Genomic DNA, 18,068 nt, shown 5'->3' on the forward strand with positions numbered 1-18,068 from the left:
CGGACGAGCCAGGCCCGGTGGGAGGGCAGTCATGGCGACGGCAGTGATGCGGACCGTTCCGCTTCCCTCGGGGGAGGAGATCCCTGTTCTCGGGCAGGGAACCTGGTTTCTCGGCGAGGGTCCGAACCGGCGTGCCGACGAGATCGCCGCGCTGCGGCTCGGCCTCGACCTGGGCATGACCGTCGTCGATACGGCGGAGATGTACGGCGACGGTGCTGCGGAAGAACTCGTCGGGGAGGCCATCGGCAAGCGCCGTTCGGAGGTCTTCCTGGTCAGCAAGGTGCTTCCCGGTCACGCGAGCCGTCGGGGCACTGTCTCCGCCTGCGAGGACAGTCTGCGGCGACTGGGCACAGACCGCCTCGACCTCTATCTCCTGCACTGGCGCGGGCGATTCCCGCTGGAGGAGACTCTGGCCGGCTTCGCCGACCTGGTCGCCGCGGGAAAGATCCGCCACTGGGGGGTGAGCAATCTGGACGTCGCCGACATGACCGAACTGACCTCGCTGCCCGGCGGCGACGCGGTGGCGGTCGACCAGGTGCTCTACAACCTCACCCGGCGCGGTATCGAGTGGGACCTGTTGCCCTGGTGCAGGCAGGACGGGGTCACGGTCATGGCGTACTCACCCATCGAGCAGGGGCGGCTGCTGCGTGCCGAGCCTCTTCGGGCTGTGGCCCAGAGCCTCGGCGTCACCCCCGTCCAGGTGGCGCTCGCGTGGGTACTGGAGCAGGGCGTGGTCGCGATTCCCCGGTCCGGACGGCCGGAGCACGTCCGGGAGAACCGTGCTGCGGCTGATCTCACGATCCCTCCCGCGGCGCTCGCGCTCCTCGACGAAATGCTGCCGCCGCCCGGCGGGCCCGTACCGCTCGAGGTGCTCTGAGACTCCGGCGTGTGACCCCGCCCGTGCTGTACCCGTGGCCGGCGCCGCCTCTGCGCGACCGCGCTGCCGGCCTCCGCCCGTTCCGGAGCCGGCCAGGACGGCGGGAGGCCCACTGACATCCGACGGCGCTTGACGGTGCCGCGCGTGCTCGACCGGTGTGAACTGTTGGCCCAGGAGCATGAGTTCAGGGAGCGCGGCGGCTGACTTCAGCGAAGACGGTGGCCCGGTCGCGGCAGACAACGAAGCCGGGCCGCCGCGGCCTGCGTCCACGGACGGCAGCGTCCGTGCATCGCGCCCAGAATGATCGCGGCCCCCACCGCGATCAGGTGCTCGCGGCCGGCCAGGTTGGGCCTGGCGATCGACTCCCACACCATCGATCCACCGGTCAGCGTGAACACGATCGGGGCGCGCCGGATGACCGCGAGGTAGGTGAACAGGCCGACGACGGCGGCGGAGGGCCCGGTGTCGAGCACCTGTCCGATCTGGGGCGGCAGTCCCAGCCCCCAACAGCCCGGGCCGAGCGCGATCATGACCCGGACGGTGAGGGTGCCTGCCAGGGTGGTGGCGTACGCGATGGCCAGCGTCCGGGCCCGGCCCAGTGCGAGTTCGGCCAGCGCGAACGCGAGGAACAGCTGGGTCATGCCCGCCCACACCGGCAGATCGAGGGCTGGGACGTACAACGACACCGGAGTGCGCAGCAGGGCCACGGGCAACGGCAGGTCGGCGGTGACGCCGCCGAGCAGGCGTACCGCTGTCGCGCCCGTCGGCCGCTGGGCGAGCGCGTGGAAGAAGATGACCCCGAACGCGGCCACGAAGGCCAACGAGAGCCCCGACAGCCCACGGCGCATGAGTTGCTGTACCGGGTCGACGACTATGCCGTGCCACTCGCCACGCACTGTGCGCACGATGAACCGCAGCACCCGGGACAGCACAGCGGGCGATCGCCCGTGCTCGCCGTCGGTCGTGGCGCACTCCGTCCTGCCGTCGCCCGGCAGGCCCTTGCGCGTACGGTCGCCCCCCGCGTCGCCCTGACGACTCCCGGCCTCCCGAAGCACTGGCTTCCCCCCTCAACTCCGCAGCACGCGTCATCGTATAGATCGGAAACCAGAGGGCGTTCTCCAAATCCGGCGGGGCAATGGATGGGCAGTGAGCACGGTTACCTGGGCGTCGGAGAGCCTGTGAAGCTGACGGACATGTCGGCGCTGTCACCGCGCTACCACGAAGCACAGGGGCTGATGGAAGCGCGGAGCCTGCCCAACGGGTACCGCGCATAGGACGACAATCCGGTCGAGCGGGTGATGCGGAACCGCGGACGGATCGACAGCGCAGTCCCCAGGCGGATCCTCGGGCAGAACCTGCCGTGCCTCGGCAAACCGCGTACGATCGTGGTCGACGGCGCCGACCCGGAACTGGCGGCACTCCTCGCACGGGAGCGCGACAGGATGACGCTCCGCATCGACTGCCTCACCCGCAATCGCGACGGCCTCGACAGCAACATCGACGCCGCCAGTGCAGCAACTCCAGAACGAAGCGCCACGAGCACCGCGTAGACACAGCGCCGGAACCTGATGCCGAGGAGAACCGCGGCTCGGCTGCCGCGGGGCGCGGTCCTGTGCGTGCGAGCACATCGGATCGCGGCACACTCCGGGCCCCGCGCGCCGGCCCTCCAGCACCAGGGCCCATCCCGCGCCATACCTGTCGGGGCCCTCTTCCCCCCCGGCAGCGTCCGGCGTAGGCGGACTACCCGTTTTCCTCGCCTCGTCCCCACGCGACTCGACCTTGATGCCCACGTCAACCATGCATAGTGCGGTTACCCAGGGCAGGAATCCGTGCCCCAGTGAGGGCGGCACGAAGCCTGTCCGGACATCACTGCGAAGGGTTGGACCTCCACATGACCACCGACACCGACAGCGCCCGCCCCGCAGCGGCCTCCGGCACCTTCCGCCTCGGCGGCGACCTCGAGATCAACCGCCTCGGCTACGGCACGATGCAGCTGACCGGCCAAGGCGTCTGGGGTGAGCCGAAGGACCACGACGAAGCCGTCCGTGTGCTCAAGCGCGCCGTCGAGCTCGGCGTGAACTTCTTCGACACCGCCGACAGCTACGGACCCGAAGTCGCCGAGAATCTCCTGCGCGAGGCCCTCCACCCCTACGGCAACGACATCGTCATCGCGACGAAGGCCGGCCTCACCCGCCAGGGCCCTGATCTCTGGACGCCCGTCGGCCGCCCCGCGTACCTCCGTCAGCAAGCCGAGATGAGCCTGCGCCGCCTCGGCCTCGACCGCATCGACCTGTTCCAGCTCCACCGCATCGACCCCGAAACCCCGCTCGAAGACCAGATCGGCGAACTGAAGAAGCTCCAGGACGAGGGCAAGATCCGCCACATCGGCCTCAGCGAGGTCACCGTGGCGGAGGTCGAGGCAGCGCAGCGGATCGCGCCGATCGTCTCCGTGCAGAACCTCTACAACCTCACGGACCGCTCCTCGGAAGAGCTGCTCGACTGGTCTGCCGAGCAGGGCATCGGGTTCATCCCGTGGTTCCCGCTCGCGACCGGTCAGCTGACCGGCGAAGGCAGCCCGCTCTCCGAACTCGCCAAGCAGCACGGCGCCTCACCGTCGCAGCTCGCGCTCGCCTGGCTCCTCAAGCGCTCCCAGGTCATGCTCCCGATCCCAGGAACGTCGAGCGTCGCGCACCTTGAGGACAACCTCGCCGGCGCGACCATCGCTCTCACCGACGTCGAGTTCGAGGAGCTGTCGAAGGCCGGTGCCTGAATCGGGTGAGACGCCACGCGGATCGGGGGCGAGGTGACCCGCCGGCGGCAGCTTCGCGGTCGAGGACAGGTTCCCCGCAGTCGCCATTGGCTTCAAGGGGCGCTACGACGCCTGCGGCGTCTCGGTCTGCGACGTCGTCGACCACGAAGTCGGGGCCGATTTCAAAAGCTACTATCACGTCATTTGCCGAGGATGGTGCCGCTGCCAGCGTCACCATCCCCAACCCGGCCGTCGTCAGCGCAAGGAACTCTGTGTAAGAGTTCTTTACACTCGCTCAAAAGGCGGGGCTTCTGTCTCAACGGACCAGCTTCGAAACGGCTGTTGACACGGGAAACCCTGTGGGGTCGGTCAGGTCAGTTGTTTGTGCATGACGATGCAGGGTCGGCCGTGTTGTCTGTCGGCGCGGCGGTCGATCTCCTGCCAGCCCAGTGAGCTCCAGAAGGTGAGGGCGGCGGGGTTGTTCTCCAGGACGGCGAGACGGATGCCGTTCCGTTCCTCGCTGCGGAACCGCTCCTCAATCAAGTTGGTCAGCACGCCGCCGATGCCCTTGCGGTGAAAGCTGCCGTGCACCATCAGCAGCCCGATCCAGGGCCAACAGTCTGTGGGGTGACGGTCGAGCAGGCAAACGAGCCCGACAAGCTGTCCCTGCCCATCGCGGGCGAGTAGCACCTTGCAGCCCTCCGTACCGGCTTCCTCACGCAGGTCGGCTTCGACCCGGTCGGCCTGGAGGTTCTCAGGGTCGTACTCGCCGGCGGCGCAGCAGTACTCCGGGTTGCTCGCGTAGAGCTCGACGACCTCGGCGATCTCCTCTGCGGAGAAGTGAAGCGGCGAGAGGGAGAGGGCGGACATGCGGGCAAGGGTAGCCAGCCCTGCCGCTCGTGGCTGAGCACGATGGATGCCGCCGCCCTCCAGGTGCGCCGACGGGCCGGTAGACAGCTGCTCGCGTGATCTTCGCACTTCTGTTTGCGTTTTAGAACGCCACGAGCGCCAGGTGGGTTACGATCGATTCGTACGTAGGTACCTTCAAGTGCGTTGCCCTCCTGATGGGAGAGACGGATGACCTCCACGGCGAAGCCGGCACGCCAGATCGAGCCGGGCACGTATGAGGCGTACATGCATGACTGCCCTGCGGTGGCCCTGCTCTCGACGATCAGCAATCGGTGGGTCAGCCTGACGATGTGCACCATCGGGGCATACGGCGACGCGATGCGATACAGCCACATCAGCCGCGAGATCCCGGGCGTCAGTCAGAAGATGCTCACCCAGACCCTGCGCATGCTCGAGCGCGACGGCATGGTGAAGCGGACGGCCACACCGACTGTGCCGGTACGCGTCGACTACGAGTTGACCCCGCTCGGGCAAGGCCTGTACGGCCTGCTGTCCCAGGTGCGCGACTGGGCCGCCGACAAAGCCGACGAGGTCGACGAGGCGCGCGCACGCTACGACGCCCGGCCGACCGACCAGTAACGACCGCAGAGGCCCCCGGCGGGCTGTCCGCCTGTGTCCTCGTGCGCGGCGGCGGGACACCGGGGAGCTGCGGGCGTCGCACGCTCAGGTGAGTTGACAATTCATCGTCTACTGCACGGCCGGACTCCAGGGCGTCCAGTTGAGCGCGGGATCCGTGCGCGCCTCTGCTGACCGGGGGCAGTCATGCGCATAGGCCTCGTACGTGCCGGACGCGACCGGGCGCGCCGACTTCGCCCATGGTGGCCATCTACCCGATCAGGGGCGTAACGCACTTTTAAGTGCCTACTTACCAATCGATCGTAACTCACCTAGCGTTCGTGGTGTTCTAATACGCAAACGGAAGAACAAAAATCATGCGCGCAGCAGTCGTGAAGAAGGTCGGTGGACCCGAGGCCGTCGAGGTCTTGGAGGTCCCCCTCCCGGAACCAGGTCCCCTCGAGGTGCGTATCAAGGTCGCGGCCGCCGCGCTCAATCCCGCCGACGCCGCTGTGTGGGCCGGGCACTTCAGGCCGGTGGAAGAGGTCGAATACACCGGACTCGGTCTGGACGCTGCCGGGACGGTCGATGCGGTCGGCCCGGGTGTCCTCCTGAAGGTCGGAACCCCGGTGATCGCGTTCGACGCCACCGTGCTGCGCCCCACGAAGGCCCAGGCCGAATACCTTGTGACCGACGTCAACTCCATCGCCCCCGCCCCGGAGGGCATGGACCTGACGCTCGCGGCGACGATCCCCCTCAACGCGATGACCGCCTCACTCGCCCTGGACTACCTCCCGCTGCGCCCTCGCGACACTTTGCTTGTCACGGGCGCCGCCGGGGCCGTAGGCGGCTACGCCGTCGAGCTGGCCCGGACGCGGGGTGTGCGAATCCTCGCGCAGGGGCGGCCCGAGGACGAGGACTTCCTCCGCGGTCGTGGCGCCACCTGGTTCGTGTCGCGCGACGCGGATTTGAGCGAGGCGGTGCACCGCTTCGCGCCGGAGGGCGTGGACGGCGTGCTCGACGCGGCGGCGCTGGGCGCCCCTGCGCTGGCAGCTGTCCGCGACGGCGGCATCTTCGTGAGCGTGAGGGCGGACGTGCTGCCGGCGCCGCAGCGCGGCGTGGTGGTGCGCCACACCGCCGCCGGTCCCGAAGCGACCCGTCTCTCGTACCTGTCCGCGCTCGCCGAGGTTGGCGTGCTGACACCGCGCGTGGCGCAGATCTACCCCCTGTCGCAGGCCGCCGAAGCCCACGCCCAGCTCGCCCGGGGCGGCCGGCGCGGCCGGCGCGGCCGGATCGTGCTGGTGCCCTGAACGCCGAGACCGACACACGACGCCGGAAGGAGCCGATCGTGAAGGAAGCCCCTGTTGTCACCGCAGTGACCAGGATCTCCGCTCCGGTGGAGGACGTGTGGCGCGTGCTCGTGGCGTTCGACGAGTATGCGCGGTGGCACCCGGTCCTTTCCCTCGACGCGAAGCCCGAACAGGTGGTGGTCGGGGCGGAGGTTCCGGGCCGCCTCTCGGGCGGCGACGCCGCCGAGCAGGACGTCACGATGAGGATCGTTGTCGTGGACGCTCCCCGCCGGCTGGTCTGGGAAGGCGGATCGCTCGACGCGATCCTCGGCAGGCACTCGTTCGTGCTCGCCCCCAGGCCGGACGGCACCACCGAGTTCACCGACTCCGAGGAGTTCTTCGGCGCCGCTGCTGCCGAACTCGTCCCGACACTCGACCAGCTCACGCAGGAGTACTCCCGGTACGGCGCCGCCCTGCAGGCACGCGTGGAGGGTCTGTCCGGCTGACGAGGTGGGAGCCGGGGGGGGGAGGGGCTGACGACCGTCGAGGACATGCCGTGAGATCTCGGTGGACGGCTTCGACATCGATGGCCGTGCGGGCGCAGCCCGCCGATCAACTGCGGCAGGGCCATGACGTCGAAGTTGCGTTTGTGCCCGTCGCGGTCAGGCGGGCTTGGTGCTGCGAAACGAGCGCCGGTAGGTGTCGGGTGGGACCCCTACGATCCGTTTGAACTGGCGCCGAAGTGTCGTGGCGGTACCCATGCCGGTGGCGCGGGCAACCGCCTCGATACTCTCGTCGGTGGCCTCCAGCAGCTCCTGGGCGCGCCGTACGCGCTGGGTCAGGAGCCACTGGATCGGCGTCTGCCCGATCACTGACCTGAACTGCCGTCCGAGATGGCGCGGGCTCGTGTTCGCCCTCCGCGCCATGTCGGTCACCGTCAGAGGCTGGTCCAGCCGTTCCTGGACCCAGGCGAGCAGGTGGGCAAGCGTGTGGTCGCCCGTGACCTGCACCGGCGTAGCCACGAACTGGGCCTGGCCACCGGGCCGATGTGGCGGCATGACGAGGCGGCGGGCGACGGAGTTGGCGAGGGCGGCACCGTGGTCGAGGTGGATCAGGTGGAGACAGAGGTCCACGGCGGCGGCCTTGCCCGCAGCCGTGAGCACGCTGCCGTTGTCCGTGTACAGCACGTCCGGGTCGACCACGGCCAGCGGGTGGCGTGCGCTCAACTCCTCGGCATGAGCCCAGTGGGTGGTGGCCCGGCGACCGTCCAGCAGGCCTGCGGCGCCGAGCACGAATGCCCCGGTGCACAGAGAGGCAACCCGCGCGCCCGATTCGTGGGCCGCGCGCACGGCTTCGATCAGCTCCGCCGGCGGCGGATCGTCGATGTCGGCGCACGCAGGCACTATCACGGTGTCGGCGCCGACCAGGCGCTCCAGCCCGTGGTCGGGCTCGACCATGAACGGGCCGACCTTCGCCGGTCCGGGTCCGCAGAGCAGTACGTCGTACCAGCCCTCCGTGGCTTCGCGCGGGGGATTGCCGAAGATCTCGTAGGCCACCGCCAGCTCGAAGTGCAGCAGGTGGTCGGCGGCCAGCAGCGCGACAGTGGGCATGTCCGAAAGTGTACGTGTGATGTCGTTCCGGACCATCACAGTCGGGTCCTTCCTGCGGCGAGACTCGACTCATCAGCACAACGAGACGCGGGGGAACCATGAGTACAGCGGCTGCGGTAGTGGTCTACGGGGCGACAGGGCACACCGGCCGTTTCATCGTCGCCGAACTACGAAGGCGTGGTTTCGCCGTTGTCATCTCCGGCCGTGACGCAGCTCAGTTGGAGATGCTGGCCGCCGAGTGGGGGGATGTGACGGTGCGGCCGGCCACCGTGGACGACGCGAGTTCACTGGACCGGGCTCTCGCCGGCGCAGCGGCGGTCATCAACTGCGCCGGACCGTTCGCGGTGACAGGAGGCCCGGTCGTCGAGGCAGCCTTGCGTGCGGGGATCCCGTACGTCGACGTCGCGGCAGAGATCGAAGCGAACGTTTCCACGTTCGCCGACTATGCGGAGGCAGCCCGAAAGGCAGACACACCCGTTGTGCCGGCCATGGCGTTCTACGGTGGACTGGGTGACCTGTTGGTGACCGCGGCGATGGGGGAATGGACTGCTGCGGACGTGGCGCACGTCGCGTACGGGTTGAGCAGTTGGCATCCCACGGCGGGCACCCGGGCGGCGGGTCAGGTGTCCCACCAGCGTCGGGCCGGCCGTCGCGTGCGGTTCGCGGATGGCGTGCTCCAGTATCACGACGACCAGCTCGCGGAGCAGGACTGGCTCTTTCCGGAGCCACTGGGCAGTCGAGCGGTGATCGCGGAGTTCACCATGGCCGATGTCGTCACCGTTCCCAGCCACTTGGCCGTGCCCGAGGTCCGCACGTACATGGCTGTCGAAGCCGCCCGGGACTTGGCCGAGCAGAACACGCCGGCGCCGGAGCCGGTCGACGCCCTGGGGCGATCGAACCAGACGTTCGTCGTCGACGTCCTGGTCCGGGCGGGTGACGTCGAGCGACGCGCAACGGCCCATGGCCAGGACATCTATGCGGTCACCGCACCCCTGGTCGTGGAGGCCGTCCAGCGAATGCTGGCCGGGCACACACGGACGACGGGCGTGGCGTCGGCCGGCGCGATGTTCGACGCAGCGGACTTCCTCCGGGCGCTGGCCCCGCACCTGTCGGTTGAGCTGCCGTTCTGACCGGCGACGTGCGCACCGGCCAGGCTGGACCAACTGGTGACGGGACGAATGCCAGGCGCTTTGGGCTCTCGACGCTGCCCCGGGAGGAGTATCCGAAGCTGCCTGAGCTTCCGGCTCTTCGCGGCGTAGAGGATGCGACGGAGTTCGCGGCGGCGGTCGCCCAGGTCGTGATCGCCGCAGGTCGTGACGATGCGCTTCCGGTGCTCACGGGGATCGGGCTGCGGCTGGACGGCGAGTCGATGACGCTGGCCGCCTCGGACCATTATCGGTATGCCGTGCGCACAGTGCCATGGAAGCCGGAGGAGGCGGATTCCGACGTCGTGGAGGTGGTGATACCGGGACGCCGGCTGACCGATATCTCCCGCTCGCTGGCGAAGTCCGGACAGGTCCGTATCGGGCTGAGCGACTCAGGCGGTCCGGGTGGCGGCTTGATCGCTTTCGAGGGGGCCGGGATGCGCACGACGCTGCGGTTGCTGGAGGGACGGCTGCCGCGCTATGACAAGCTGTTCGCTCTGGACAGCCCGGCCGTCGCCGTCACGGAGCGGGAGGCGCTCGCGGATGCGGTCCGCCGTGTCGCGGTCGTCGCAGAACCGAACAGCCCGATCCGGCTCGACTTCTCCGCTCAGGGAACAGTTCTCCTCCAGGCTGGATACGAGGACGACATCGCTTCGCAGCAGCTCCCGGCCACTCTGTCCGGCGCCCCTGACATGGCGGTCGCTCTCAATCCGGCATACCTGTTGGAAGCCCTCAACTCCCTCAGCGACTCTCAGGTGCGCTTCGACTTGCTCGGCCCCGGCCAGCGAGCGCTGCTCAGCGGTGCATCGGCTGCGGATGACGTGGCGCGTGAAGAGCACCGGCATCTCCTCATGTCGGTGCGACAGCTGAGCTGACCGGACGAAGAACGGTCTTGCAGTCGACCGCCAGGCGCAGTCGACGTGGCGGCTCCTTGGTTCATGACGGCCGCCCGCCGAACTGCCAGTCGTGGACCTCGATTGCGGCGTACCGGTCCGCGATCAGGACGGCACGTGCCGTGTCCGGGTCCAGGGCCCGAACCAGCACCGCCGTACCCAGCCAGGTGGCGCCGTCGTCGGACAGCAGCGGCCCGTACGCGATCAGTTCGTCCCGGTCGGCCGGCACGGCTAGGTCGGCGGCCTGCCCCGAACCGAGGCCGAGCACCAGGTACCGGTTGCCATCGGTCCGGCCACCAGGGAAATCCCACATGGTGCGCCCCAGCACGTTGTGCCACCGGCGCAACAGCACGTCCCGGTACACGCCGGCCTGATAGTTGGGCTCATCGAAGGCGAACGCGCGGGCGGCAGCAGCATCAGGCAGGTCGACGATGTGCACGCTGCCGGTGGGAGTGTCGCCGTCGTCGGCGAAGGTCGGGCCACGAGCGATCATCTCCGTCGCGTACCCGTCCATGTAGGACCAGTGGGCTTCAAGCAGCTCGTTGCGCATTTTGCCGGAGCCGGGCCGATCGCGGTGGTAGCAGAAGAACTCCATGCCCACAGACTCTCCCCAATCATGCGGCGGCATCAACGGGATTTGGGGACGATGACCGCACCTTCCAAGCACAGCAGCGTTCCGTCGGACCCGGCGTAGCCATCACGGATACGCGGTCACGACCAACTGCGGGCCTCTGACCGGAATCACGCGAAAGCCCAGCCGGTGGCCGCCCCCGTTGGCCACGCGAGGGCGTTGCGGTTGTGGTCTGACGGGACGACGAAGTCGGAGGGGGAGCCTCGCGGTTCTTCCCTGGTGTCAACCGGTCGATGGTTCTCGGAGCTGGTCCCACCGCTCCTTCACGGCGACGTGCGAGGGGAGCAGCCGCACGAGCGCTTGGCCCAGCTCGGGATCGTGGTCGCAGACGATCGACCTGCTTCCATCGCGCCATTCCAGCCGCAGCGATGTCTCCTGATAGCCGCTTGCGGTGTCCCCGGTGTGCTCAATCCGTACCGCGCTCACGTCGGCGATGCGCACCGTCCGCACGCCCGCGCGGCTGGCCAGCCGGATCTGGGCCTTGGTGAACTCGAACGCCCGCAGCACGTACCGGCGCCTGATCAGGCCGGCGCAGACGGTGAGCGCCAACAGCCCGGACAGGGTGAGCAGGGCCGAGGGATATACGTGGTCATGGAGCAGTTCCCGGGACCCTTCCACCACCAGCCCGATGAGACACACCAGTCCGATTCCCACCGAGGCGGCCGGGAAGTACCGGGCCTCGCATCGCACCGACTGATTCTTGCCCATCCCGACACCATGACGGCCCCCGCCGAAGGATCGCAAGCAGCCGGTCCATGAGCGAGCAGGGCGCGGATTCCACGGCTCGTCCTCGTGCACCCGACCCGAGGTTGAGCCCGGCCGGGGACCGGCGTACGAACCCATGCTCGCCGCGGTGCCGGCGACTGAGGCGATGACCGCGCCCGGCTTCCTGGGTCATCGCCTCAGCGGCTAGGAGGCGTGGAGCGGGCGTACCGGTCCGCGAGTCGGCGAAGGTGGGTGACCAGTTCCACGGGCTCGGTGACGTCGAAGTCGAAGTCGAGCATGCCCAGGTAGACAGCGAGGGCCTGCACCGTGTCGGCACCGGTGACCAGGACGCAGCTGTCGGCGTCGATCGCCTCGACCGTGCCGACCGCGGGGTTGATCTGTTCGATCACCGCCGTCGCCGGGGCATGGACGGTCACCCGCGCGTGGTGGCGCCAGGCCGAGCTCGACACTCGTAGGGAGACATACGCAGCGGCGCCGCCGGGCAGCTCGCGGGGGGCGAAGCGCGGTCCGGTCGGGGTACGGGGCTGGATCCGGTCGATCCTGAAGGTCCGCCAATCTTCGCGCTCGACGTCCCATGCCACCAAGTACCAGCGCTGCCCCCAATTCACCGCCCGATACGGCTCCACCAGGCGGCGGGTGGGTGAGCCGGAGTGGTCCAGGTAGTCGAAGCGCAGTCGTTCCCGGTCGCGGCAGGCGGATACCAGGGTGGTCAGCACATCCGCGGAGACGGAGGGGACCGGACGGTCGGCCGGCACGGCCACGGTGTACGCCTGGAGTGTCCGCACCCGACGGCGCAGCCGCGAGGGCAGCACTTGCTCGAGCTTGGCCAGCGCCTGCAGCGAGGTCTCCGCGGTGCCGGGGACGGCGCCCTGCGCCGCGGTGCGCAGGGCGATCGTCACCGCTACGGCTTCCTCATCGTCGAGAAGCAGTGGGGGCATCGCCGCTCCGGCGCCCAGCCGGTAGCCGCCGGTGGCTCCGCGCGTGGCGTCCACGGGATAGCCAAGCTCACGCAGTCGGTCGATGTCGTTGCGGACGGTACGGCCGCTCACCCCCAGGCGCTCGGCCAGTTCGGATCCCGGCCAGGCTCGCGGTGTCTGCAACAGGGAGAGCAGGCGCAGCAAACGTGCGGAGGTATCAAGCATGGAGCCCAGCCTGTTGTGTGATTAGGAACGTAACGTGCCTATATCCAGAATACTGTTTCACCCATGGAGACCAGCAGCAACACCGACGCCCGGGTCCACCCGTACCGCATCGACGTCCCGCAGGACGAGCTCGACGACCTGCGCGAGCGGCTGGCACGTACCCGCTGGGGCAGTGAGATCCCCGGTGCCGGCTGGAGCCGGGGTGTGCCCACCGACTACCTCAAGGCCTTGGCCGCGTATTGGGCCGACGGTTTCGACTGGCGCAAGGCGGAGGCGGAGCTCAATGAGTTCCCCCAGTTCACCACCGAGATCGACGGCCAGAACATCCACTTCCTGCACGTCCGTTCGCAGAACCCGGCGGCCGTCCCGCTGCTTCTGGTGCATGACTGGCCCTGCTCGTTCGTGCAGTTCGTCGAGGTCATCCGGCCGCTGACGGACGACTTCCACGTAGTCGTGACCTCAACGCCGGGCACCGGCTTCTCCGGTCCGCTCGGTGAGGCCGGCTGGAACACCGGCCGCATCGCGGGCGCGTTCGTCGAGGTGATGGGCCGGCTCGGCTACGGCACCTACGGCGTTCAGGGTACGGGCGGCGGCGCCTGGATCGCCGCCGAGATGGGACGCCAGGCTCCCGATCAGGTCATCGGCATTCACGTCAACGGCCTGATCACCTTCCCCTCCGGGGACCCCGCCGAACTCGACGGGCTGACCGCGCCCGAGCAGGAGCGGCTGGCCCGACTGGAGAACTTCCAGCAGGACAAGATGGGCTTCAACGCCATCCAGTCCACCCGCCCGCAGACCCTCGCCTATGGACTGCATGACTCGCCGGTCGGCCAACTCGCCTGGATCGCTGAGAAGTTCAAGGAGTGGACGGACCCCACCGCCGAGCTCCCCGAGGACGCCGTGGGCCGCGACCGCCTGCTGACCAACATCAGCGTCTACTGGTTCAGCGGCACGGCGGGCTCCTCGGCGAACCTCTACTACGAGGCGGCCCACGACGCGAGCGCCTGGGCTCCCAAGGCGCGCGGCACCGTCCCGACCGGCGTGGCCGTCGCCCGGAACACCGACGTCGCCATCCGCCGCTTCGCCGAGCGGGACCACAACATCACCCACTGGAGCGAGCTGGAGCGCGGCGGCAACTTCCTCTCGCTGGAGCAGCCAGAGGCGTTCGTCACCGACGTCCGCGCCTTCTTCGGCACACTCCGAGACTGACGCCTACGGTTGGTCACCGCGGGAATGCCCGGGCACCCAAGGCCTTGCAGCTCCAGGCCGGGATCGCCCGGGCTGAACCGCCCCGCGCTCGCCCTGACCGGCAACAACCTCCGCCCCGATCGATGGCACGCATAGCAATCACACCCACCGGATCGCCTGAGACGATGGGTGAATCGAGCCGGATCACCCGAGATGGTGACCCGGTCGAGTGAACAGGCGCCGCGTGAACAGGCGCCGCGAGAATCCCCATGTCACGCCGTTGTCAGGGCTTGAAGGAGTCCTTGGTCCTCCCTTTGGCGTCCCGCATCTTGCCCCGTGCTTCGAGGGCGGCGCCCTTTGCCGCGAGGGTTTCTTTGTGCATCGCGTGGGCCGCCTTCCGCACGGTCCTGCCGACGACCTGTTCGGCCTTTGCCTTGGCCTTCTCTCCGGCACTCATCTCAGTACCTCCGCGCAGTCTCACTGATCGAGTGCCCTTGCGGCAGGGGTGAAACCCCGTTGCGGGGCGCCCGATCTGGGACGGACGAGGTCCCGTGGGTCTGGGGGGACAGGACGGGGCCGGAACCGCGGCGGCCGGCCGCCATGGCGAGGGACGCCAATTCAGAGCTCCACGTCAGGCAGGTGTCCGTGTGATGCGGGTGATCGTGACGGTCACGGCGAGGGCGTCCGCAGTGCTGTGGGCCGTGACGAGCGGGATGAGGGACGCGCGGGTCCGGTCGTGGACTGTGCGGGCGACGTCCACGGCTCGGTGTCCCTCGGCCAGGACGCAGCGCACCTCCACTCGCCAGCCGGAGCCGTCCGGGTCACGGATCACACGGATGCCCGACATCGGCGAGGTGAACCTGTCCGCCGCGCCCTGCGCTGCCGCGGGTGAGGCGGCTGCGGCGAGACGGCTGGCGAGGGTGGGCTGCAGGGAGCGGACCCCACCGACTGCGAGGGCGGCCTCAGCGGCGATCTGGCGAATGTCGGCAGGGCCGCATGCGGTCATGGGGTGCCCCCTGGTCCGCTGCGGATGGTGTCAGCGTGGTTCGCCGACACGGTTGCGTGGTGCACGTCAATCACTGTGCAGTCGACCGCTGTCACCATCAGGCCGAGTTCACGGTCGGCGGCGTCGACCACCGAACGGCGCACGAGTTTGACTGTCTCAGGCAGCGGGCGGTCCAGGCCGGCGGTCAGAGTGATGCTCACGCGTACGGCGGTGCCCGGGTCGGCTCGCGTGATGCGGCAGCTGGCGGCGGTCACACCTGGTATCGCGTCCGCTGCGCGCCGCAGCACGGTGGCCGCGGTGTGTTCGGCGATCTGCAGGGTGCGCGTGGGGTCGTTCAGCGGCAGCATGGGCCCCAGCCGCACCTCGTGCCGGACGGTGTCCATGACGCGGGCGATGAGGTTCTCCGTGCTGAGGGGCGTGTGGTCCCGCAGGGCGTTCGTCGCCGCGTCCAGTGCGGCCAGTCCTTCGACGGCCTCGCGGCAGTAGGGGCAGCCGGCGAGGTGAGGGTCAAAGGACGGGCCGGTGTCCCGGGCCTGCTCCCAGGCGTGGCTGAGACTTCGCCCGCAGGTGAGCACTTCGTCGCCGGCGTGCCGGCGGACCTCGTCGAGGGGCGAGCCGTCTGGCGGCGCCGGTCGATGTCCGGGCTTCGGAGGCCGAGGGGGATGGTCGTCTAGCGCCATGGGCCCAGTGCCTCCTTCAAGGATCGTCGTGCTCGGTACAGTCTCCCGCGGACCGTTTGCTCGGTGGTGCCCGTCACCTGGGCGATCTGTGCGTAGGGCAGTCCATGCAGTTCCCGCAGGATCCAGCAGAGCCGCTGCTGCGGTTCCAGTGCGCCGAGCGCGTCGACCAGGGCGTCGGTGAGGGCGTCCTGTTCGGCAGACCGCGTGGGGGAGCTGCGCACGCCGGGGGCGGCGGGTTCGGCCACCGAGTTCAACGGTACCGGGGCCGGCCGGCGGCGCAGGGAGTTCAGGCACCGGTTGACGGTGATGCGGTACATCCAGGTGCTGAACGCCGAGGCATGACGGAATTCGGGCAGCCGCCTCCAGGCGCTGATGAACGCGTCCTGGACGGCGTCTTCGGCGTCCTGGACATTGCCGAGCGTGTGGAAGGCCATGGCGAGCAGGGGACGGCTGTGGCGCCGTACGAGAATGGCAAAGGCCTCCTCATCGCCTTCACCGGCGCGTATCGCCAGTAGGTCGTCCGGTGCGCCGGGCAGCCCGTCGGCCACGCTCGGGGGAGGGGTTCCCGGGGACGTGGACATACCGGGGACTTCCGCACGGCGCGGGGTAGGGCCGGCACTGTGCGTCACGACCGCACCTCCTCGCTGCGGTGTTACGCGTTCCCGGCCTGAGTGATGTGATGCCGGTTCGTGACGATTTGCCCAGCAGGTGTGTCCAACCTTGTGACGGGCGCCGTGCCGGTGCCCGCAGCGACTGATCGAGGCGACTGCCATGACGGACACCAGCGACCGTCCCGGACAGGACGGCACCCCCGGGACCACGACCATGCTGAAGGGGCCCACCGGCGCCGGCACATCCCCCGAAACGCGGGGCAGGACCACCATCGCCGACGGCGTCGTGGCCAAGATCGCGGGGACGGCAGCACGCGAGGTACCCGGCATCCACAACCTCGGCGCGGGCATGGCCCGTGCCATCGGAGCAATGCGCGAACGCGTAGCCGGCGGCGGAAGCGGCGACGTCAGCCGCGGCGTGAAGGTGGAGGTGGGCGAAAGCCAGGCGGCCGTGGACCTCGACGTCGTCGTCGAGTACGGCTATCCCATCGTCGATGTGGCAGGGGAGGTTCGCGTCAACGTCATCTCCGCCGTGGAACGCATGACCGGCCTGGAGGTCGTCGAGGTGAACCTCGTCGTCGACGACGTGAACCTGCCCGGCGAGGAAGACGAGACCGAGCCGGCCGAAGGCCGCGTCCAATGACCACCGGCAACAGGCGGCGTTCCGCTCCCACACGGGCGGAGCGCAACCTGGGCGGCAGCGGACGCCCGGTGAGACAGGTGAGTGAGCGATGAATACAGCAACAGTGGGTCTGGCAGCCGGAATGGCACTGGGATTCGCCGGCTACTTCGGCGGCTTCTGGGCCTTCCTCCTGGTAGCCGTCCTGGGCGCGGTGGGCTTGGCCGTCGGTCTCGTCCTGCAGGGCGACGCCGACATGTTCACCCGGCGGCAACGGGACATGTCCATCCGGCGGCAACCGTGAGCACCACCACCCCTGCCGCCCCATCACCTGAGCACCCGCGCGGCGTCCATGCGGACGACGCCCAAGGCCGCCCGCCGCCTGCCGGGCGTGGCGCGACGGTGATACCGGATCGAGTAGTGGCCCGCATCGCCGCCAGGGTCGCGAGCACGGCGCTGCACCGGCTCATCGGTCCGCGACATCCGTTCACGGATCTGGCCGCACCTGCTGCCCGCGTGACCACGTACGACGGGACGGCACAGCTGGCGCTGTCGGTGGACCTTCCCTACCCCACTGACATCGCCGTCACCTGTCGGCAACTGCAACACGAGGTCACAGAACGAGTGGCCCAGCTGACCGGCCTGGACATCAGCGACGTGAAGGTGACCATTCGGCGGCTGGCCACCGCCGGCCGACCAGGCCGCGTCCAGTGACTCCGCCACCCCGCCGCACGGACCGGCCCATCCGCCCGGCCGATCGTCACACCACCCACAAAGGACGGCCGCCATGACGCTCAAGGCCGAGGAAGCTGCCGACACGGGCTGGCCCGGCAGACACGCTCCCACGACGAAACCCCCGCCGCACGACGGTTGGGGAGCGAGGTCACCTCGCCTGTGGTCGGCACGCCGCATCCCAGCCGCCCTGGTCGCTCTGGTGACGCTCTGCGCCTCCGGGGTGCTGCTGTACGACGTGATCGCCGTGCGCGCCGGCCGGCGGGCCGGGGCGTGGCGCACCCGCCTCGCCGACGAGATGGCCACCCGCCCGGTCGACGACCTTTGGCTGCTGATCGGTGGCGCCGTCGCCGTCGTCCTCGGCCTGTGGCTGCTCATCCTCGCCCTCACTCCCGGCCTGCGCCGACTGATTCCGCTCCGGGCGCCTGACGGCTATGCCGAGATGGGCGCCTGGCTGAACCGTCGGGGCGCCGAATTGGTGTTGCGCGACGCCGCGTTGCGGGTCCCCGGCGTCAGCCGAGCCCGAGTCCGGGTCGGACGCCGCCGCGTCACAGCCCGCGCGGACGTCCGCTTCCGCGACCCCGCGACCGTCCGGGACGACCTCACCCAGGCCCTGCGGAACCAGTGCCGTCAGCTCGCTCTGGCACATACCCCGCGGCTGGCGGTCCGCACACGACACCACACCCGCTGACCCCGCTCCGGGAGC

At 69.4% G+C, this 18,068-nt stretch carries 23 protein-coding genes; 13 read left to right on the forward strand and 10 right to left on the reverse strand.

Annotated elements, in window-relative coordinates; genetic code table 11:
* Positions 1 to 31: 31 nt before the first annotated feature.
* Complete coding sequence (locus ACFVXA_RS08695; RefSeq protein WP_362025339.1) at positions 32 to 877, forward strand: aldo/keto reductase; 846 nt, start codon at positions 32 to 34, stop codon at positions 875 to 877.
* Positions 878 to 1,083: 206 nt separating this feature from the next.
* Here ACFVXA_RS08695 and ACFVXA_RS08700 read toward each other — a convergent pair whose 3' ends face one another.
* Positions 1,084 to 1,809, reverse strand: a complete 726-nt coding sequence (locus ACFVXA_RS08700) for a hypothetical protein (protein ID WP_362025428.1) — start codon at positions 1,807 to 1,809, stop codon at positions 1,084 to 1,086.
* 366 nt (positions 1,810 to 2,175) lie between these two features.
* Here ACFVXA_RS08700 and ACFVXA_RS08705 point away from each other — a divergent pair, with 366 nt between their 5' ends.
* Together ACFVXA_RS08705 and ACFVXA_RS08710 are read left to right on the forward strand one after the other, a co-directional pair.
* Positions 2,176 to 2,427 (forward strand): hypothetical protein, encoded by a 252-nt coding sequence (locus ACFVXA_RS08705; RefSeq protein ID WP_390024358.1) that lies wholly within the window; start codon positions 2,176 to 2,178, stop codon positions 2,425 to 2,427.
* A 341-nt stretch (positions 2,428 to 2,768) separates the two neighbouring features.
* Complete coding sequence (locus ACFVXA_RS08710; RefSeq protein WP_384401977.1) at positions 2,769 to 3,647, forward strand: aldo/keto reductase; 879 nt, start codon at positions 2,769 to 2,771, stop codon at positions 3,645 to 3,647.
* Positions 3,648 to 3,995: 348 nt separating this feature from the next.
* Here ACFVXA_RS08710 and ACFVXA_RS08715 read toward each other — a convergent pair whose 3' ends face one another.
* On the reverse strand, positions 3,996 to 4,496 hold the full coding sequence (locus ACFVXA_RS08715; RefSeq protein WP_390024360.1) for a GNAT family N-acetyltransferase: 501 nt from the start codon (positions 4,494 to 4,496) through the stop codon (positions 3,996 to 3,998).
* 207 nt (positions 4,497 to 4,703) lie between these two features.
* On the opposite strand from ACFVXA_RS08715, the gene ACFVXA_RS08720 reads away from it, so the two are divergent.
* The 3 genes from ACFVXA_RS08720 to ACFVXA_RS08730 all read left to right on the forward strand — a co-directional run bounded on the left by ACFVXA_RS08720 (position 4,704) and on the right by ACFVXA_RS08730 (position 6,885).
* Positions 4,704 to 5,114, forward strand: a complete 411-nt coding sequence (locus ACFVXA_RS08720; RefSeq protein ID WP_383908155.1) for a winged helix-turn-helix transcriptional regulator — start codon at positions 4,704 to 4,706, stop codon at positions 5,112 to 5,114.
* 353 nt (positions 5,115 to 5,467) lie between these two features.
* Positions 5,468 to 6,400, forward strand: a complete 933-nt coding sequence (locus ACFVXA_RS08725) for a zinc-binding dehydrogenase (RefSeq protein WP_390024362.1) — start codon at positions 5,468 to 5,470, stop codon at positions 6,398 to 6,400.
* Between the two features lie 38 nt (positions 6,401 to 6,438).
* Positions 6,439 to 6,885: an SRPBCC domain-containing protein gene (locus tag ACFVXA_RS08730; RefSeq protein WP_362025316.1), complete on the forward strand. Its 447-nt coding sequence runs from the start codon at positions 6,439 to 6,441 to the stop codon at positions 6,883 to 6,885.
* Positions 6,886 to 7,041: 156 nt separating this feature from the next.
* Here ACFVXA_RS08730 and ACFVXA_RS08735 read toward each other — a convergent pair whose 3' ends face one another.
* Complete coding sequence (locus ACFVXA_RS08735; RefSeq protein ID WP_390024364.1) at positions 7,042 to 7,989, reverse strand: helix-turn-helix domain-containing protein; 948 nt, start codon at positions 7,987 to 7,989, stop codon at positions 7,042 to 7,044.
* A 98-nt stretch (positions 7,990 to 8,087) separates the two neighbouring features.
* On the opposite strand from ACFVXA_RS08735, the gene ACFVXA_RS08740 reads away from it, so the two are divergent.
* On the forward strand, positions 8,088 to 9,119 hold the full coding sequence (locus tag ACFVXA_RS08740) for a saccharopine dehydrogenase family protein (protein ID WP_390024366.1): 1,032 nt from the start codon (positions 8,088 to 8,090) through the stop codon (positions 9,117 to 9,119).
* 8 nt (positions 9,120 to 9,127) lie between these two features.
* Positions 9,128 to 10,009 (forward strand): DNA polymerase III subunit beta, encoded by an 882-nt coding sequence (locus ACFVXA_RS08745; protein ID WP_390024368.1) that lies wholly within the window; start codon positions 9,128 to 9,130, stop codon positions 10,007 to 10,009.
* Between the two features lie 61 nt (positions 10,010 to 10,070).
* Here ACFVXA_RS08745 and ACFVXA_RS08750 read toward each other — a convergent pair whose 3' ends face one another.
* The 3 genes from ACFVXA_RS08750 to ACFVXA_RS08760 all read right to left on the reverse strand — a co-directional run bounded on the left by ACFVXA_RS08750 (position 10,071) and on the right by ACFVXA_RS08760 (position 12,526).
* The gene (locus tag ACFVXA_RS08750) at positions 10,071 to 10,622 is read right to left on the reverse strand and encodes a YciI family protein (protein ID WP_390024370.1); all 552 of its coding nucleotides are present in this window, start codon (positions 10,620 to 10,622) and stop codon (positions 10,071 to 10,073) included.
* A 258-nt stretch (positions 10,623 to 10,880) separates the two neighbouring features.
* Entirely contained in the window at positions 10,881 to 11,366 is a 486-nt protein-coding gene (locus ACFVXA_RS08755; RefSeq protein WP_390024372.1) for a hypothetical protein, read from the reverse strand.
* Between the two features lie 194 nt (positions 11,367 to 11,560).
* Positions 11,561 to 12,526, reverse strand: coding sequence for a helix-turn-helix transcriptional regulator (locus tag ACFVXA_RS08760; protein WP_383743319.1), 966 nt, complete (start codon positions 12,524 to 12,526; stop codon positions 11,561 to 11,563).
* Between the two features lie 63 nt (positions 12,527 to 12,589).
* Between ACFVXA_RS08760 and ACFVXA_RS08765 the strand changes: the two genes are divergently transcribed.
* Positions 12,590 to 13,735: an epoxide hydrolase family protein gene (locus ACFVXA_RS08765; protein ID WP_384401950.1), complete on the forward strand. Its 1,146-nt coding sequence runs from the start codon at positions 12,590 to 12,592 to the stop codon at positions 13,733 to 13,735.
* 262 nt (positions 13,736 to 13,997) lie between these two features.
* On the opposite strand, the gene ACFVXA_RS08770 is transcribed toward ACFVXA_RS08765, so the two are convergent.
* From ACFVXA_RS08770 to ACFVXA_RS08785, 4 genes are all read right to left on the reverse strand, one after another.
* The gene (locus tag ACFVXA_RS08770) at positions 13,998 to 14,171 is read right to left on the reverse strand and encodes a hypothetical protein (RefSeq protein ID WP_362025296.1); all 174 of its coding nucleotides are present in this window, start codon (positions 14,169 to 14,171) and stop codon (positions 13,998 to 14,000) included.
* 174 nt (positions 14,172 to 14,345) lie between these two features.
* Entirely contained in the window at positions 14,346 to 14,720 is a 375-nt protein-coding gene (locus ACFVXA_RS08775) for a hypothetical protein (RefSeq protein WP_362025293.1), read from the reverse strand.
* Positions 14,717 to 15,400: an Asp23/Gls24 family envelope stress response protein gene (locus tag ACFVXA_RS08780; protein WP_383743327.1), complete on the reverse strand. Its 684-nt coding sequence runs from the start codon at positions 15,398 to 15,400 to the stop codon at positions 14,717 to 14,719. The genes ACFVXA_RS08775 and ACFVXA_RS08780 overlap by 4 nt, the downstream gene beginning before the upstream one ends.
* Entirely contained in the window at positions 15,391 to 15,981 is a 591-nt protein-coding gene (locus tag ACFVXA_RS08785) for an RNA polymerase sigma factor (RefSeq protein ID WP_383743330.1), read from the reverse strand. Before ACFVXA_RS08785 ends, ACFVXA_RS08780 begins: the two co-directional genes overlap by 10 nt.
* A 190-nt stretch (positions 15,982 to 16,171) precedes the next feature.
* On the opposite strand from ACFVXA_RS08785, the gene ACFVXA_RS08790 reads away from it, so the two are divergent.
* From ACFVXA_RS08790 to ACFVXA_RS08805, 4 genes are all read left to right on the forward strand, one after another.
* A complete protein-coding gene (locus ACFVXA_RS08790) occupies positions 16,172 to 16,654 on the forward strand; it encodes an Asp23/Gls24 family envelope stress response protein (protein ID WP_362025285.1) in 483 nt (160 codons plus the stop codon).
* An 88-nt stretch (positions 16,655 to 16,742) separates the two neighbouring features.
* Positions 16,743 to 16,934 (forward strand): hypothetical protein, encoded by a 192-nt coding sequence (locus tag ACFVXA_RS08795; RefSeq protein ID WP_362025282.1) that lies wholly within the window; start codon positions 16,743 to 16,745, stop codon positions 16,932 to 16,934.
* A gap of 116 nt (positions 16,935 to 17,050) precedes the next feature.
* The gene (locus tag ACFVXA_RS08800) at positions 17,051 to 17,344 is read left to right on the forward strand and encodes a hypothetical protein (RefSeq protein WP_383743336.1); all 294 of its coding nucleotides are present in this window, start codon (positions 17,051 to 17,053) and stop codon (positions 17,342 to 17,344) included.
* 73 nt (positions 17,345 to 17,417) lie between these two features.
* Complete coding sequence (locus ACFVXA_RS08805; RefSeq protein WP_383743339.1) at positions 17,418 to 18,053, forward strand: DUF6286 domain-containing protein; 636 nt, start codon at positions 17,418 to 17,420, stop codon at positions 18,051 to 18,053.
* The last annotated feature ends 15 nt before the right edge of the window (positions 18,054 to 18,068 follow it).

It is taken from the genome of Streptomyces sp. NPDC058246 (genome assembly GCF_042881985.1).
GTDB lineage: Bacteria > Actinomycetota > Actinomycetes > Streptomycetales > Streptomycetaceae > Streptomyces.

What these genes read in the sequence shown, in the direction of transcription:
- ACFVXA_RS08705 (WP_390024358.1), top strand. Translation starts at nt 2,176, where the DNA reads ATGCGGAACCGCGGACGGATCGACAGCGCAGTCCCCAGGCGGATCCTC.
- ACFVXA_RS08735 (WP_390024364.1), bottom strand. Translation starts at nt 7,989, where the DNA reads ATGCCCACTGTCGCGCTGCTGGCCGCCGACCACCTGCTGCACTTCGAG.
- ACFVXA_RS08770 (WP_362025296.1), bottom strand. Translation starts at nt 14,171, where the DNA reads ATGAGTGCCGGAGAGAAGGCCAAGGCAAAGGCCGAACAGGTCGTCGGC.
- ACFVXA_RS08720 (WP_383908155.1), top strand. Translation starts at nt 4,704, where the DNA reads ATGACCTCCACGGCGAAGCCGGCACGCCAGATCGAGCCGGGCACGTAT.
- ACFVXA_RS08710 (WP_384401977.1), top strand. Translation starts at nt 2,769, where the DNA reads ATGACCACCGACACCGACAGCGCCCGCCCCGCAGCGGCCTCCGGCACC.
- ACFVXA_RS08750 (WP_390024370.1), bottom strand. Translation starts at nt 10,622, where the DNA reads ATGGAGTTCTTCTGCTACCACCGCGATCGGCCCGGCTCCGGCAAAATG.
- ACFVXA_RS08725 (WP_390024362.1), top strand. Translation starts at nt 5,468, where the DNA reads ATGCGCGCAGCAGTCGTGAAGAAGGTCGGTGGACCCGAGGCCGTCGAG.
- ACFVXA_RS08790 (WP_362025285.1), top strand. Translation starts at nt 16,172, where the DNA reads ATGACGGACACCAGCGACCGTCCCGGACAGGACGGCACCCCCGGGACC.
- ACFVXA_RS08715 (WP_390024360.1), bottom strand. Translation starts at nt 4,496, where the DNA reads ATGTCCGCCCTCTCCCTCTCGCCGCTTCACTTCTCCGCAGAGGAGATC.
- ACFVXA_RS08755 (WP_390024372.1), bottom strand. Translation starts at nt 11,366, where the DNA reads ATGGGCAAGAATCAGTCGGTGCGATGCGAGGCCCGGTACTTCCCGGCC.
- ACFVXA_RS08805 (WP_383743339.1), top strand. Translation starts at nt 17,418, where the DNA reads ATGACGCTCAAGGCCGAGGAAGCTGCCGACACGGGCTGGCCCGGCAGA.
- ACFVXA_RS08775 (WP_362025293.1), bottom strand. Translation starts at nt 14,720, where the DNA reads ATGACCGCATGCGGCCCTGCCGACATTCGCCAGATCGCCGCTGAGGCC.
- ACFVXA_RS08740 (WP_390024366.1), top strand. Translation starts at nt 8,088, where the DNA reads ATGAGTACAGCGGCTGCGGTAGTGGTCTACGGGGCGACAGGGCACACC.
- ACFVXA_RS08765 (WP_384401950.1), top strand. Translation starts at nt 12,590, where the DNA reads ATGGAGACCAGCAGCAACACCGACGCCCGGGTCCACCCGTACCGCATC.
- ACFVXA_RS08780 (WP_383743327.1), bottom strand. Translation starts at nt 15,400, where the DNA reads ATGGCGCTAGACGACCATCCCCCTCGGCCTCCGAAGCCCGGACATCGA.
- ACFVXA_RS08785 (WP_383743330.1), bottom strand. Translation starts at nt 15,981, where the DNA reads ATGTCCACGTCCCCGGGAACCCCTCCCCCGAGCGTGGCCGACGGGCTG.
- ACFVXA_RS08795 (WP_362025282.1), top strand. Translation starts at nt 16,743, where the DNA reads ATGAATACAGCAACAGTGGGTCTGGCAGCCGGAATGGCACTGGGATTC.
- ACFVXA_RS08695 (WP_362025339.1), top strand. Translation starts at nt 32, where the DNA reads ATGGCGACGGCAGTGATGCGGACCGTTCCGCTTCCCTCGGGGGAGGAG.
- ACFVXA_RS08760 (WP_383743319.1), bottom strand. Translation starts at nt 12,526, where the DNA reads ATGCTTGATACCTCCGCACGTTTGCTGCGCCTGCTCTCCCTGTTGCAG.